This is a genomic window from Candidatus Finniella inopinata, from assembly GCF_004210305.1.
GTDB classification, from domain to species: domain Bacteria; phylum Pseudomonadota; class Alphaproteobacteria; order Paracaedibacterales; family CAIULA01; genus Finniella; species Finniella inopinata_A.
The window spans coordinates 112,501-126,927 of record NZ_SCFB01000004.1 but is presented as its reverse complement, the minus strand read 5'-3'; the positions used below and the strand labels follow the sequence as shown (position 1 = coordinate 126,927).

12 protein-coding genes are annotated in these 14,427 nt (G+C 43.8%); 5 read left to right on the top strand and 7 right to left on the bottom strand.

Features of this window, described 5'->3' with window-relative positions; all coding sequences use genetic code 11:
* The first annotated feature begins 6 nt into the window (after positions 1–6).
* The 4 genes from EQU50_RS02450 (at position 7) to EQU50_RS02435 (ending at position 4,758) form a co-directional block, all read left to right on the top strand.
* On the top strand, positions 7–750 hold the full coding sequence (locus EQU50_RS02450) for a uracil-DNA glycosylase (protein WP_242508808.1): 744 nt from the start codon (positions 7–9) through the stop codon (positions 748–750).
* A 100-nt stretch (positions 751–850) separates the two neighbouring features.
* Positions 851–2,152 carry an MFS transporter gene (locus EQU50_RS02445; RefSeq protein ID WP_130153567.1) on the top strand — a complete coding sequence of 434 codons (1,302 nt, stop codon included), beginning with the start codon at positions 851–853 and terminating at the stop codon, positions 2,150–2,152.
* A gap of 59 nt (positions 2,153–2,211) precedes the next feature.
* On the top strand, positions 2,212–3,558 hold the full coding sequence (locus tag EQU50_RS02440; RefSeq protein ID WP_130153566.1) for an MFS transporter: 1,347 nt from the start codon (positions 2,212–2,214) through the stop codon (positions 3,556–3,558).
* 57 nt (positions 3,559–3,615) lie between these two features.
* Positions 3,616–4,758, top strand: coding sequence for an MFS transporter (locus EQU50_RS02435; RefSeq protein WP_130153565.1), 1,143 nt, complete (start codon positions 3,616–3,618; stop codon positions 4,756–4,758).
* A gap of 203 nt (positions 4,759–4,961) precedes the next feature.
* On the opposite strand, the gene EQU50_RS02430 is transcribed toward EQU50_RS02435, so the two are convergent.
* The 7 genes from EQU50_RS02430 to EQU50_RS02400 all read right to left on the bottom strand — a co-directional run bounded on the left by EQU50_RS02430 (position 4,962) and on the right by EQU50_RS02400 (position 13,433).
* The gene (locus tag EQU50_RS02430) at positions 4,962–5,894 is read right to left on the bottom strand and encodes an alpha/beta fold hydrolase (RefSeq protein WP_130153564.1); all 933 of its coding nucleotides are present in this window, start codon (positions 5,892–5,894) and stop codon (positions 4,962–4,964) included.
* A 160-nt stretch (positions 5,895–6,054) separates the two neighbouring features.
* Positions 6,055–7,623, bottom strand: a complete 1,569-nt coding sequence (locus tag EQU50_RS02425) for an Npt1/Npt2 family nucleotide transporter (protein WP_130153563.1) — start codon at positions 7,621–7,623, stop codon at positions 6,055–6,057.
* Between the two features lie 196 nt (positions 7,624–7,819).
* Positions 7,820–9,868, bottom strand: coding sequence for an NADH-quinone oxidoreductase subunit NuoG (gene nuoG, locus EQU50_RS02420; protein WP_130153562.1), 2,049 nt, complete (start codon positions 9,866–9,868; stop codon positions 7,820–7,822).
* A complete protein-coding gene (nuoF, locus tag EQU50_RS02415; RefSeq protein WP_130153561.1) occupies positions 9,865–11,148 on the bottom strand; it encodes an NADH-quinone oxidoreductase subunit NuoF in 1,284 nt (427 codons plus the stop codon). The genes nuoG and nuoF overlap by 4 nt, the downstream gene beginning before the upstream one ends.
* Positions 11,142–11,678, bottom strand: a complete 537-nt coding sequence (gene nuoE / locus EQU50_RS02410; protein WP_130153560.1) for an NADH-quinone oxidoreductase subunit NuoE — start codon at positions 11,676–11,678, stop codon at positions 11,142–11,144. The genes nuoF and nuoE overlap by 7 nt, the downstream gene beginning before the upstream one ends.
* Positions 11,675–12,841 carry an NADH-quinone oxidoreductase subunit D gene (locus EQU50_RS02405; protein WP_130153559.1) on the bottom strand — a complete coding sequence of 389 codons (1,167 nt, stop codon included), beginning with the start codon at positions 12,839–12,841 and terminating at the stop codon, positions 11,675–11,677. Before EQU50_RS02405 ends, nuoE begins: the two co-directional genes overlap by 4 nt.
* A complete protein-coding gene (locus EQU50_RS02400; protein ID WP_207216296.1) occupies positions 12,834–13,433 on the bottom strand; it encodes an NADH-quinone oxidoreductase subunit C in 600 nt (199 codons plus the stop codon). The genes EQU50_RS02405 and EQU50_RS02400 overlap by 8 nt, the downstream gene beginning before the upstream one ends.
* 279 nt (positions 13,434–13,712) lie before the next feature.
* Between EQU50_RS02400 and EQU50_RS02395 the strand changes: the two genes are divergently transcribed.
* Positions 13,713–14,135 (top strand): hypothetical protein, encoded by a 423-nt coding sequence (locus EQU50_RS02395; protein ID WP_130153558.1) that lies wholly within the window; start codon positions 13,713–13,715, stop codon positions 14,133–14,135.
* The last annotated feature ends 292 nt before the right edge of the window (positions 14,136–14,427 follow it).

Sequence of the window (14,427 nt, the reverse complement as noted above, 5' to 3'; positions counted from 1 at the left end):
GCTGACATGGAAACGAAGACACTTTTGCATTTGTTAGATTGGTACCAGAGCAACGGTATCAATTCCGTGTTGCATGATCAACCCCGTAACCGGCTTAAAGAAGAACCTGTGCAAGAAAATCAGATTCCTCAACCCATTTTAAGGGCCCCAGTTTCCCATGAACACCCAGCTTTGGCGTGCCAGACGCTACAACAATTGAAGCATGCGATGCTGGATTTTGAAGGCTGCGATTTAAAACAATCGGCCATGAATTTGGTGTTTTCTGATGGCAACCCCAAGGCCCCCATTATGTTGGTGGGTGAGGCTCCGGGCGCGGACGAGGATCGGCAAGGGTTACCGTTTGTCGGGCAAAGTGGTCAATTGTTAGACAAGGTTTTGAAGTCCGTTGGCCTTGATCGAACCAACACCTATATCAGCAATATCATTCCCTGGCGCCCCCCCGGCAACCGCCCCCCAACGACCCAAGAAATTGCCCTGTGCCAACCATTCATCCAAAAACATATTGAATTGGTGCAACCAAAAATTCTTGTTTTTCTGGGCGGTGTGGCGGCAAAAACCCTTTTAAACAGCAACGATGGTATCATGCGTCTTCGGGGTATTTGGCGTGATTATGCGACACATGACGGCCTGGCGATAAAAGCTTTGGCTACTTTTCATCCCGCTTACCTGTTAAGATCACCCGGTCAAAAAGCTTTGGTATGGCAGGATTTCTTGAAGGTTGAAGAAATGCTAAAATCAAACATGAAGTAAGAAAATGTCAAGGTGAAAATTTCTCAACTTTTCTGATAGATATAAACAACACCAACGGAGTATGTGAGTTTATGGGTTCCTGCTAATAAAGTGAAATGTTATGGCCAGTTTGACTCGACAGCAGAAAGAAGCTATTGGCTTACTGCAGATTGGAACATTCTTAGAATATTTCGACCTTATGCTGTATGTGCATATGGCGGTCTTGCTGAATGAATTATTTTTCCCCGCAGCAGACCCCCATACTGCCTCCTTAGTTGCCGCTTTTGCTTTTTGTTCAACCTATGTTCTGAGGCCATTTGGTGCCCTTTTATTTGGATACATCGGAGACAATATTGGCCGCCGAACGACCGTTATAATAACGACGATGATGATGTCTACATCATGTATAGTGATGGCCACCGTTCCTACCTATGCACAAATTGGAATATTCGCAACATGGATAGTGACGGCTTGCCGAATTATTCAGGGAATGTCATCAATGGGGGAAATTATGGGGGCTATCGTCTATATCACCGAATCAACGACTCCTCCTGCTCAATATACTGGTGTTGCGAGTATTATCTTAGCCTCTTCTGTTGGCGGGGCTGTTGCTCTTGCTATTGCTAATCTTGTAACTCACTGTGGAATGAATTGGAGAATTGCTTTTTGGATTGGTGCCGTAATAGCTGTTGTCGGTTCCCTTGCAAGAACACGCCTTCGAGAAACGCCAGAATTTATATCGCATTTACAAAAAAAACGTGAACGCAAGAAATTGCAGAAAAGTTCGGTTCCAGTTTCTCATACCAACAGACGAGACATGTTGGCCTACTTTTGTACGGAATGTTCATACCCTTTTGTTTTTTATGTAGCGTTTATTTATTTCAATCCAACTTTGAAAAGTTTGGGGTATTCGTCAGAAGACATTATTTTTCATAATTTCTTATTGTCTCTTTTTCAAATAGCTGTTTACGCTATCCTTGTGTACATCGTCAGATATATTCATCCTATTCCCATATTAAAATTTAAATCAATTTTTTGTTTTTTCATTTTTTGTGCTCTACCTTTCCTTTTGCATTATTCTTCTTCAGCCTGGCACATATTCGTTGTTCAATGTTTGCTTTTGATTGGTAGGGGAGGCACAAATCCTGCAGATCCAATATGCATAAGCAGGTTTCCAATTGGAAAACGTTTTACGCTCACCAATGTTAACTATGCCTCTTCGAGAGCCTTAATGCATATTATTTCATCTTTTGGACTTGTATATTTGTCTGGTATTTTTGGCCATTATGCCCTTGCAATCTTGGGAATTCCTATTTTTCTGGCATACATTTGGGGAGCTCGCCATTTTGAAAGTTTAGAAAAGTTGCAGTCTAAGGCCATCTTTAAGGCTTTAGAGGTCGCACCCCATGTCCATGCGGCATAAAACTATGTTCCCCTTTCTGCCTGGAGAGTAATTGAAAATCTTTTTATAAGGAGACATTTATGACCCGGTTAACCCGTCAACAAAAAGAAGCCATTGGGTTACTGCAGATTGGAACATTTTTAGAATATTTCGACCTTATGCTTTATGTGCATATGGCGGTCTTGTTGAATGAGTTGTTCTTTCCAAAAACAGACGTTCATACTGCCTCTTTGTTAACGGCTTTCGCCTTTTGTTCCACCTATGTTCTCAGACCTTTTGGTGCGCTATTTTTTGGCTACATTGGTGACAATATTGGCCGTAAAACTACTGTTATCCTTACGACAACGATGATGGCTATATCATGCATGATTATGGCCAACTTGCCCACCTATGCACAAATTGGTGTCACCGCTGCTTGGGTCGTGACAGCTTGTCGTATGGTTCAGGGGTTATCTTCTTTAGGTGAGATCATGGGCGCTGAAATTTACGTTACAGAAATAACAAAACCTCCCCATCAATATCCGGCTGTTTCTTTTATCAGCATAGCTTCTAACTTTGGTTCGTTGGCGGCCTTGTGTGTGGCGGCTTTGGCAACGCACTATGGATTTAATTGGCGTATGGCTTTTTGGATAGGTGCTTGCATAGCACTGGTGGGGTCAGTTGCCAGAACACGCCTTAGAGAAACACCGGAGTTCCTTGCGTTAAAAGAAAAAATTAAAAGAGCGCGTTCGGAACAAGTTAACAACATCTCTGGAACAAAAAAGCTTCCTAAAATGCGCCACCAAGAAGATTGGAAAGAGAAAATTCCTTATTCAACTTCTTTTTATTATTTTCTTGTTTACTGTGGGTGGCCCCTTACCTTTTACCTTGCTTATATGTACTTTATCCCTGTCTTAAAAACAAAATTTGGTTATTCACCGGAAGATATCATTAGTCATAATTTATGGGTTGCTTTTGTTACAATTTTTGTTGCGATTGGGTGGTCATGGATGAGTTATTATATCTATCCTCTTAAAATATTAAAAGTAAGGGGATTCATGGCATTGATTTTAATGGCGTTACTTCCGTTTCTATTAGAAGTCAGCAGCAGCCCCATCCATATATTCATATTGCAGACACTAATTCTTAGTTTGCATCTTGGGGGAGTTCCTGCTGATTCTATCTTCATAAAACGGTTCCCGGTATACAGACGTTTTACAGCAACAACATTCTTGTATGCCCTAACGCGAGCTGTGATGTATATCATCACGTCGTTTGGTGTTATTTACCTAACTGAATGGTTTGGCTTTTATGGAATATTAATTATTACTATTCCCATTTGTATCGGTTTCTTGGCCGGTGTTTATCATTTTGAAAAATTGGAAAAGTCATCACCCCAGTCCGTCTTTACTCCTGCGGAGCTAACACATGACCAAGCAGCAGCATAAAATTAAGCTCCCTTCTGCTTTGAGAGTGATTAGGAATCTTTTTATTAGGAGACATTTATGGCCAGTTTAACCCGTCAACAAAAAGAAGCCGTTGGATTACTGCAGATTGGAACCTTCTTAGAGTATTTCGACCTTATGCTGTATGTGCATATGGCGGTCTTGTTGAACGAGTTATTCTTTCCGAAAACAGACTCTTACACAGAATCTTTGATTGCTTCCGCTACACTTTGTTCTACGTATGTATTTAGACCCTTTGGTGCACTGTTATTTGGATATATTGGCGATACCATAGGCCGAAAAAAGGCGATAATTATTACCACTTCAATGATGTCACTCTCTTGTCTTGTCATAGCTAACCTACCAACTTATGCCCAAATTGGAATCACAGCAACCTTAGTAGTCACAATATGTAGAACTGCGCAGGGGTTATCTTCCATGGGTGAAGTCATCGGTGCAGAGGTCTATGTTTCAGAAATTACGAAGCCCTCTGCTGGTTATTCAGCTGTCGCGTTCATAAGCGTTTCATGTGCAGCAGGGGCTATGGCGGCCGTTGGTATCGCGGCCTTGGTAACCTCCTATGGATTTAATTGGCGTATGGCATTTTGGATTGGGGCTTGTATCGCTGTTATCGCGTCTGTGGCACGAACACGCTTAAGGGAAACCCCTGAATTTGTGGATATGAAGCGAAAGGAAAAAAGATTGATGGAGGAGAGGGCAGCGCGCAATCCTGAACAATCGACAAAACAACTGAACCGTGCTGCAAAGACCGAGCAACCCAAGGCTCCTATAACAACCCTTGTAAACTGTTTTTTTATTAACTGTGGTTGGCCGTTATCATTCTATGTGATCTACATTTACTTTAACCCCATTTTAAAGAAGACTTTTGGTTATTCACCTGAAGATATTATTTTTCATAATTTTATTCTGACAATTATTCAGGTTCTGACTTTTGTTATGTGGTCTGTCCTGACACGTCATGTTTATCCTTTAAAGCTTTTAAAAATAAAAGGGTTTGTATCGCTGGCTTTGATGGCAGCCATACCTCTGTTCCTGGTAGTGTGCAAAAGCGGCATGCAGCTTATTTTATTCCAGGCCTTAATTTTAACGTTCACCCTTCATAACTTTCCTGCAGAATATATTTTTCTTAAGCGATTACCTGTTTATACTCGTTTCACCTCTGCCGGTCTTATTTATGCTTGAGCGCGTGGCTTGACCTACGTTGTTTCATCGTTTGGAATTGTTTATTTAACAGAGTGGTTTGGGTATTGGGGCACATTACTTCTTACCATTCCTTTTTGCTTAAGCTATTTGAAAGGTGTGTATTATTTTGAAGAATTAGAAAAGTCATCACCGCAGACTGTCTTTACGCCTACGGAGCTAGCACATAGCCATGCAGCATAAATTTAGGATGTTTTTATGCTGACGTCAGCGTTCACCCCAATATGCAAAGTGATTTGATGAATGATTTCATCAAAAAAGGTTGGGTTTAATGTGTGCCCCATGTCGTCAATCACAACCAGCCTGGCGTTTGGAATGGTTTTTCCCAGCATTTCTGCATGCGCGGGTGGAAATATTGGGTCTTCTTTACCATGAATGACAAGGGTTGGGACATTAACCAACTTCAAAACCTCAAGGTTTGGTTCGTCAGTTGCAATTTGGGCTTTTGAATGATTGCCATGGTTGGCAATTTTAAGATCTTTCGCCGATGGATTGGTCTCTTGACGGTCTAATGCTGCTTCGATGAGTTGCTGCCATTCTTCAAAATCAAAATCTACTTTATCGCCATTAGCCAGTTTCCAATTTTCAACGATTAGCCTAATCTTATCTTGCTTGGTTTTAGGGGACACATCATTCAGTTTTAACACCTTTTTTAACCAGTCCTTATCGGGAGGGGGCAAGATGGAATTCGGTGTCTCTTTACCAGCCATGGCATCATTTTTTATGGACAAATCAGGGGATGACATCATGGACGTTATGCTTATTACACGGCCTGCGTGATGCAACGCTAAAAGCTGTGCGATTGATGCGCCCATGGATAAACCAACAATATGTGCATTTTTAATATCTAATTCATCCAAAAGTCCAAGTGCATCAGAGGCTAGATCAAATAAATTGTAGGGATTATCATCAAAATTAACGCAAGTTGACTTTCCGGTATCTCTTTGGTCATAACGAATAACAAATAGGGAGTTTTTTGCAAGCTTTTTGCAAAACGCCTCGGGCCACATTATTCCTTGTGCGCTGTTTCCCATGATCAACAGAACGGCTGGATCTGTGTTTGTGCCAAACGTTTCAAAACAAATTCTTAAGTTATTAATATGCGCAAATTGTTCCATTTTGAAATCTTTTGAAATTAGTTATTAAAAGGTCAGTCGGTGATCAAAATACAATACAACCCATATGTTTATACTAACTGAGTAATGGTCAGCATAAAACAAAAAAGGTGGCTCTGGAAAGAGCCACCTTGAAAGCGGAAAAACATAGATGTAAAGTTTTTTATCCCGCTTCGGAGGAACTTTTTCCTTCGGTTAACGCCAAGAACTTTTTGTTCAAACCAAAAACCGACATAACCCATATCAGGCATATAACGATAACGATAGGGCCCAAGATGTAAGATAAACTGGCCAATGAAACGCTGCCACCAATAACGGCTAACATCGTTGACTGGATAAACGCACCACCAGATTTTCCTGCACGGCCACCGATAACTTCTACGGCTGCTTGTCCTTTTACCTTTGCTTCTGGATCCAATGGAATGTAAGCCATCTGTTTAGTGGAATCAAACAGTGAGTATTTAGTACCTTTGGACAAGACGTTTTGGATTTGACCAACGATCACCGCGACCATTACAACAGTTGTTCCTAACAAAGGCGACATTGGACTGGATTTTGTACCATCCCAAACAACGTAAAAGAAAATAACCGACGTTACCAAAACCATGATTGGTGTGATAACCGCTGCACTTTTCCAGCTTAAACGACGCAAAATGTTGTTGCCTACGACCATCAAAAGAATGGTTATGAGCCCTGTCCAAGCCGTAAACTGTCCCATAAAGGCGTTGTAATCATTTTTGTCTGGGAATGCGATTTTGATTTGCCCTTTCCAAACACCTTCGACCAAGTTGATCGCAACGCCATAAGCCAAGACCAAAACAGCGATCAAACCAAGATAACGGTTGCTCAAGATGTATTTAAAGCTTTCACCGATGGACATTTTTGGTTTTTTCTTTTTACCTGCGCCTTCACCTGGCTGATACAGACGTGGGTCTGTCAAAACGTTCTTATTCATCCAGCGGTATGTAATGGCGATAATAGCACCTGCAACGATCACGGAACCCATTAGGCATTTTAGGTTAAAACCAAAAATGATGTTTTCCATAACTTGCTTATCCAAGGCGCCGTCCATTGATTCTTGAAGAGATTTGGCATACTTTGCGCAAAGTATAATGGTTGGGCCAGCAATAAGAAGACCAACGTTACCAATCATACCAAACAAACCATAAAAACGTTTCGCTTCATGGATTTTGGTAATTTCGTTGGCAAACTGCCAAAACAACATCGACAAAATAACGCTTCCCCAAAGTTCTGACAGGATGTAGAAAACACCAAAGCTCCAATTTCCAATCACAGGGATCATCCAGTGAAACGTAGGATATGCGACCTGCAAGCGTTGAATCGTTTCCAAACTCATATGCAGAACATCTGTGTATGGGTAAATCAAAAAGGCAAATGCGCCAAAGAAAATCAAGAAAGGTGTCAGAATAGTATAAAATAACCTTTCCCGTTCCATGATGTTCGCAAGTTTAACGAACAGAACCATAAACAAAATGGCCGACGGGGTGACACCGTATAGTTTTAAAAAGCTTAAGCATTCAGCGCCGCCGCCTGGTGCATTAACGACTAACGTATCTTTCGTGTCGCGAACAATATTGTAAACGAACAAAATGCACATCATCATGATGCCCATTGGCAGAAATTTTTTGATTTCGTAATTATAAATTGGGAAGAATATACCCCGTAAGCCGGTGAATTCCTTAGCCGGCTTTGTGGTTTCAGACGCACTCATTGTCGATCCTTTAAGTTAAAATATTCACTTAAACTATTTTAATGGACTAGTTAAAGCCTATCGCCATAATGTTAAGTGGAGTTGAAAATTTAATACACTACTACAATGTATATTAACATTTCGTTAAAAATTCAAGAAAGATTTCTGGGTTTTATCGTGTAACAGGATGGAACGTTTTGTAAAAGAGTAGTTTTTGTCAAAACGTCTTATCCGGTTTTCGCCCTTGAATAATTTCTTGAACACATGCAGCCATGGTTGGTGAATGGCGGGTGATGATGTTGGTCATATAAAAATTGTTGATCAAGGGTTGAAGGGGGGTGGGGTCAAAAGAAGCCTTACTAGTTTGGGGTAAGGGGTGCCATATATTTTTGACAAGTGTGCCCAGGTATTGAAAAGTCGGATGACAATTTTGAAGCTCTTGTACGACATCGGCATGCGTTATGTAGGGTAAAGGCTTACCTAGGGCATGAGACAAAGAGGTGATGATCTTCCAATCCTCCTTAGCCTGGCCAGGAGGAGGGACCGCCTGATGGCTTCGTTGAGCGCGTCCCTCGGTATTCACGTAAGTGGCTGTTTTTTCTGTATACGCGCAACCCGGCAAAATCACATCGGCCCGCGCCGCAGCGGCATCACCATGGTGGCCTTGATACACGACAAAGGCTTGTCCTAGCTGCGTTGGTGCAATGTCATCCGCTCCCAGCAAGTAAAGAAACTTGATTTCTCCCGATTGGCAGGCCGCCAATATTTCACGGCTGTTCAAGCCATTGCGTTGTGGTACAAAGCCAACGTCCACGCCGCCCACCCTAGAGGCCGCAGTATGGAGAACGTTGTACTCCAGCAAAGGGTAAAGCTCGAAGAGTTTTTGAATAGTATTCAAAAGGGCGGGGGCGTCAGGCCTGGTAAAAACCGCCTGGCCCAAAATGACCACGGGCTTTTTAGCGGTGGCTAATCTTTGGGTAAAAGGATGGCTGGCATCTAAAAGAGCTGTCAACGATTCAGGCTGATTGCCCATGAATTCATAAGGGTAAGTCAAATCAACGGCCTGCCCAACCAGGCCAAATGTCGTCTGATGATTCCGATAAGCTTTACGCAATCGTGCATTCAAAAGGGGAGCTTCATGTCTTGGATTTGTCCCAATCAACAGAACGCAATCGGCCTTTTCAAAATCCGCAATAGGCGTATTCAAGATATAATGACTGCGATGTTCATGGGGAAGAAAGGTTGCATCTTGACGACAATCCAGGTGTGGGCTTTCCAACTGCTGCCACAATATTTTTAGCGCCAGCATTGATTCGCAATCAGCCAGATCTCCAGCCAAGGCGGCAATCTCTTTCCCTTTCAAAGTCTCCAAGCGATCGGCGATTGGCTGGAAAGCGGATTCCCAGCTGCAGGCTTGTAACTGGCCATCCACGCGAATATACGGCGTGTCTAGGCGCTGATACTTTAACCCGTCATAGGCGAAACGACTGCGATCACTAAGCCATTCTTCATTAATATCCTCACAAACACGGGGAAGAATGCGCATGACTTCCCGATCGCGACTGTGAACCTGAATATGACTGCCCAGCGCGTCCATGACGTCGATGACATCCGTTTTTGTCCATTCCCAGGAACGCCCCTTAAAAGCAAACGGCTTGTCTGTTAAGGCGCCCACTGGGCAAATATCAATCATATTACCGGACAATTCCGACTGAATCGCCGTATCAAGCGAATTGACAATTTCCATGGTCTCGCCACGGCCTATGGCAATCAGCTCAGGCACGCCGGCGATTTCGTCAGCAAACCGAATGCACCGTGTGCATTGAATGCATCGGGTCATCACAGTCTTAATCAAGGGCCCCATGTATTTGTCTGTGACAATGCGCTTTTCAAACTCAAAACGGCTGTGTGACCGACCGTAATTCATGGTTAAATCTTGCAGGTCGCATTCGCCGCCCTGATCACAAACGGGACAGTCTAACGGGTGGTTGATCAGCAAAAGCTCTAAGACACCCTGGCGAGATTTTTCAACCATGGGGGTGTCGGTGTGAATAACCATGCCTTCGCTGACGGGCATGGTGCAACTGGCAACAGGTTTGGGGCTGCCGGCCACCTCGACCAAGCACATACGACAATTCCCAGCGACTGACAGTTTGGGATGGTAGCAAAAATGGGGAACCTCTAGCCCTTGTTGTTGACAGGCTTGGAAAATGGTGGTTCCGGCTTCAACCTCCAACGGTTCATTATTAAGAGTGATTTTAGTCATGAACCAATCCTTATCTTCGCATTTTTTAAAATTCTGTCTTCCATTTCAGGTCGAAAATGTCGAATCACTCCTTGGACTGGCCAGGCTGCAGCATCGCCTAATCCACAAATGGTGTGCCCTTCAATTTGACGCGTGACGGCTTCTAGGCGGTCAATATCTTCGATTTCCCCTTCGCCTCTGCTTAGCCGTTCCATCATGCGCCACAGCCATCCCGTTCCTTCACGACACGGGCTACACTGGCCACAACTTTCATGCATGTAGAATTTGCTGAGGCGCGCGATAGCTTTGATAATATCAGTGGATTCGTCCATCACAATGACGGCACCCGTACCCAGGCCGCTATTCACAGCTTTTAGACTGTCAAAGTCCATCAACACATCATCGCAAATCGATTTAGGGATCAAAGGAACAGACGACCCACCAGGAATGACGGCCTTTAAACGATCCCACCCCCCTCTGACGCCGCCGCCATAATTTTCAATTAATTCGCGCATGGGAATGCCCAAGGCTTCCTCTACATTGCGGGGTTTATTGACGTGCCCTGAGATTGAAAAAATTTTAGTGCCGGCATTATTGGGGCGACCCAGGCCAGAAAACCAACTGGCACCTCGCCTTAGGATGGTTGGGACAACGGCAATCGTTTCAACGTTATTTACGGTGGTTGGACAACCATACAAACCATATTGAGCAGGGAAGGGGGGTTTTAACCGCGGAAGCCCTTTTTTCCCCTCTAAACTTTCCAATAATGCCGACTCTTCACCGCATATATAAGCCCCTGCACCTCGATGAATATAAACATCAAAGTCCCAACCTGATTTGGCCGCATTTTTCCCCAAAAGGCCTGCTTCATAGGCCTCCGCGACCGCCTGCTGCAGGCATTCCGCCTCAAAATAATACTCCCCCCGCACATAAATGTAACAGGTGTGTGCCCCGATCGCAAAACCGGCAAGCAGGGCGCCTTCGATTAATTTATGGGGTTCAAAGAAAAGGATATCGCGGTCTTTACAGGTTCCTGGTTCGCTTTCATCGGCATTAATCACCAAATAAGACGGCCTGCCGTCACCGACTTTGGGCATAAAGTCCCATTTCGTTCCCGTCGCAAAACCCGCTCCACCGCGGCCCCGCAATCCCGATACTTTGATCGTATCGATAATGCCTTGGCGGCCCACTTCCATCAGACGTTTTGTATCATCCCAATCGCCGCGCCTTTGGGCTGCTTCCAGGTTGAAAGGTTCAGCCCCGCTTAGGTTGGTAAAGATGCGATCTTTCGGACTTAACATTCTTTGGAACCCGCGTTGGTGTTCTCAGTTTCTAATTTCTTAAGAATCTCAATCAGTCTATAAGGGGTTATGTTTTCGTAGCGCACCTCATTAATTTGAACCACGGGTGCATTGACGCACGCGCCCAAACATTCAATCTCGCTTAATGTGAATTTCCCGTCAGGCGTTATTTCTCCATTATCGATGCCTAGGTGTTTTTTGCATATTTGATGAAGGTCATCACTGCCGCTAAGCCAACACGGCGTCGTGCCGCAAATTTGCACATGATAATTGCCTATTGGTTTTAAATGAAACATCGAATAAAAACTAGCCACTTCCAGGGCCTTTAAAAACGGGATGCCGACCAAGGCCCCCACGGCTTCAATCGCTGGCTGAGGCAGCCACCCGCCGCACTGGTTTTGGGCCAAATCCAACAACGGGACCAGGGCGCTTTGTTTGTGGGCAGCGGGGTATTGGGAAAGGCAAACGTCAGCTTTTTCTTGATTCTCAACGTTAAAACAAAAAGGGGCATCAACTTTCAAAGTCGTCATCGGTCGATTTCTCCAAACACAATGTCTAGGGAGCCTAAAATGGCAACCACATCGGCCAACAGGTGTCCATGACTCATGCTGTTTAAGGCTTGCAGGTGTGCAAATCCTGGGGCGCGAATCTTGCAACGATAGGGGCGATTGGTCCCATCTGCCACCAGATACACGCCAAATTCACCTTTGGGGGCTTCAACCGCTGTGTAAACTTCGCCGGCTGGAATGTGGAATCCTTCACTATACAACTTGAAATGTTGGATCATAGCCTCCATAGATTGTTTTATATCGGCGCGTTTTGGGGGTACAATTTTGGGGTTGTCTGCCAGAATAGGCCCTTGTGGCATTTGAATCAGACACTGCTTGATAAGGTTTACGCTTTGGCGCATCTCTTCCATACGAACCAAATATCGATCGTAACAATCTCCATGTTTTCCAACCGGAATGTCAAACTCTAACTGTTCGTAAATTTCATAAGGTTGACTTTTTCTTAAATCCCAGGCGACGTTGCTGGCGCGCAGCATAGGGCCTGAAAAACCCCATTCAATGGCTTGTTCTGCCGTCACCACACCAATATCAACGCTGCGCTGTTTGAAAATGCGGTTCTCGGTCAATAAGTCGTCTAAATCGTCCACAACCTTTAAAAACCGATCACAGAAGGCTTGGATATCCTCCACCAATCCGTCGGGCAAGTCTTGATGGACGCCCCCTGGCCGAATGTAGGAGGCGTGCATGCGCGCACCGCTTACCCGTTCATAAAAGCCCATCAAAATTTCGCGTTCCTCAAACAACCATAAAAAGGGGGTAATTGCACCGACATCCATGGCATAGGTTGCAATATTTAGCAGGTGATTCAGAATGCGCGTGATTTCACAAAACAAAACCCTTATGTATTGGGCCCGCAACGGGGGCTTTATGTCCAACAACTTTTCGATGGCTAAGACAAACGCATGTTCCTGGTTGATGGGCGAGACGTAATCTAATCGATCAAAATAGGGTAGGGCCTGCAGGTACGTTTTCTGCTCAATAAGTTTTTCTGTTCCCCGATGTAAAAAACCAATATGGGGATCAGCCCGGTGAACGATTTCACCCTCCAGTTCCATAACCAGGCGTAAAACGCCGTGGGCTGCGGGATGTTGGGGGCCGAAGTTAAGGGTATATTTTTCACGCATCGGGTGTGTCTGCCTTTAAATATTCCCTGGATCGAGGATCCATCCCTTCCCACGGGCTCAGGAAATCAAAACTGCGATACGGTTGTTTTAAATCCACGGGCTCATAAGATACTCGCTCCAAAGATGGATCATAACGCACTTGACCATAACCACTTAGGGGAAAATCTTTGCGTAAAGGATGCCCGCCAAAGGTGTAGTCCGTTAAAATGCGTCGCAGATCAGGGTGGTCATGAAAACCGATGCCAAACAAGTCCCACAATTCTCTCTCTAACCAATTCGCACACTCAAAAACTGATGTGATGCTGTGGAGGGGCGTTCCCTCATCAATATAGGTCGTCAGGATCAAGCGCTGATTGTGATGGTGGCTCAACATGTTGTAAATAACCTTAAAGCGTGCCTGCTGGTTGGGGTAATCAATGGCTGTGATATCGATCAATTGACGAAAGGAACAATCGTGGTGATCCCGCAAAATGGTTAATGCCCGAACAATCGCTGCGGGGTAAATCTGTGCAACTGTCATGCCGTGTGTATGATCCAACCTTATTAAATCGGGCCCCAACAGGTCTGACAACAATTCTAAGCCCAATTTCATAAAGGCAGATTCGCAAATATAACTATGTCTTAAAACCTACATCTTACAAGGCAAGGGGGTCAAGACGGCGATTGTGGAACTGGCGCCTTCTTCACCAAAAAGTTTTAACATGGGCGAAACGAAAAGATCGAAAAATAATAAAAAAGAAAATCGTATTTTTAAATATTGATTGGAGAAGTTTCTGTAACTATAAATGAAAATGTTTAAATTAAAAGTCTTTGACTGGATCAGTATGTAAAAACCTTGAATGGAAAGGAGCTAAACTATATTTTTAATGAAATGTTTGTTGATTTTTATATAGGAGAATTTGTGTTCAAAAAGATGCGTTTAAGTCTGTTTTTATTGTCAACTATGGCCTTTAGCCTGTATGCCTCAGAGAATCTTGAGGTGACGGAAAGGCCTAAAAGAAGAGGGGTTCCCTACTCTCGTCCCCAATCTAACTTGAAATTCCAAGCATCAGCATTATTCAGTGATGATCCAAAAAATCCTAGAATTCGACGTTCTCAGGCTGAAATCGAAGAAGCGACACAGAAAATAAAAAAATATATTGATGAAAATCCTGCAACTCCAAAAAATGCAATAACTGCAGCGTGTGCCGTGACAGAGACAAACCTAAAGATATTTTTTAGGCAAAATCCAGGCTATAGAAGCTCAGCATTACAACAGGTAAAAATTCGACGAATAACAATCAAATTGGTATAAAGGTTTCTGGAACGTTTGCATATTCTAACAGTAACTCCAGTGTCCACAGGGCAATACTTCCTTCTCTCTCATTAGTGTTTCCAGACGATTTATTGGACATATTGCCGCTCCTGCCTCCTTTGAGAGAGAAGTCGAATCTGGATAAGAAAAAAAATATTTTTTCCATTGACGGTTGAAGAGTTGGGGTGTAAGTTCACTCTTACACCGAGAGATACGGTGGTGATCTTTAAGAAGTAAACGAGAGTTGTTAGTAGGTAGCGCTGGGAGGCTTTGGCATCTTAGAGTTATTTAC

What these genes read in the sequence shown, in the direction of transcription:
- EQU50_RS02395 (WP_130153558.1), top strand. Translation starts at nt 13,713, where the DNA reads ATGTTTGTTGATTTTTATATAGGAGAATTTGTGTTCAAAAAGATGCGT.
- EQU50_RS02400 (WP_207216296.1), bottom strand. Translation starts at nt 13,433, where the DNA reads ATGAAATTGGGCTTAGAATTGTTGTCAGACCTGTTGGGGCCCGATTTA.
- EQU50_RS02435 (WP_130153565.1), top strand. Translation starts at nt 3,616, where the DNA reads ATGGCCAGTTTAACCCGTCAACAAAAAGAAGCCGTTGGATTACTGCAG.
- EQU50_RS02425 (WP_130153563.1), bottom strand. Translation starts at nt 7,623, where the DNA reads ATGAGTGCGTCTGAAACCACAAAGCCGGCTAAGGAATTCACCGGCTTA.
- nuoE (WP_130153560.1), bottom strand. Translation starts at nt 11,678, where the DNA reads ATGACGACTTTGAAAGTTGATGCCCCTTTTTGTTTTAACGTTGAGAAT.
- EQU50_RS02430 (WP_130153564.1), bottom strand. Translation starts at nt 5,894, where the DNA reads ATGGAACAATTTGCGCATATTAATAACTTAAGAATTTGTTTTGAAACG.
- EQU50_RS02405 (WP_130153559.1), bottom strand. Translation starts at nt 12,841, where the DNA reads ATGCGTGAAAAATATACCCTTAACTTCGGCCCCCAACATCCCGCAGCC.
- EQU50_RS02445 (WP_130153567.1), top strand. Translation starts at nt 851, where the DNA reads ATGGCCAGTTTGACTCGACAGCAGAAAGAAGCTATTGGCTTACTGCAG.
- EQU50_RS02450 (WP_242508808.1), top strand. Translation starts at nt 7, where the DNA reads ATGGAAACGAAGACACTTTTGCATTTGTTAGATTGGTACCAGAGCAAC.
- nuoF (WP_130153561.1), bottom strand. Translation starts at nt 11,148, where the DNA reads ATGTTAAGTCCGAAAGATCGCATCTTTACCAACCTAAGCGGGGCTGAA.
- EQU50_RS02440 (WP_130153566.1), top strand. Translation starts at nt 2,212, where the DNA reads ATGACCCGGTTAACCCGTCAACAAAAAGAAGCCATTGGGTTACTGCAG.
- nuoG (WP_130153562.1), bottom strand. Translation starts at nt 9,868, where the DNA reads ATGACTAAAATCACTCTTAATAATGAACCGTTGGAGGTTGAAGCCGGA.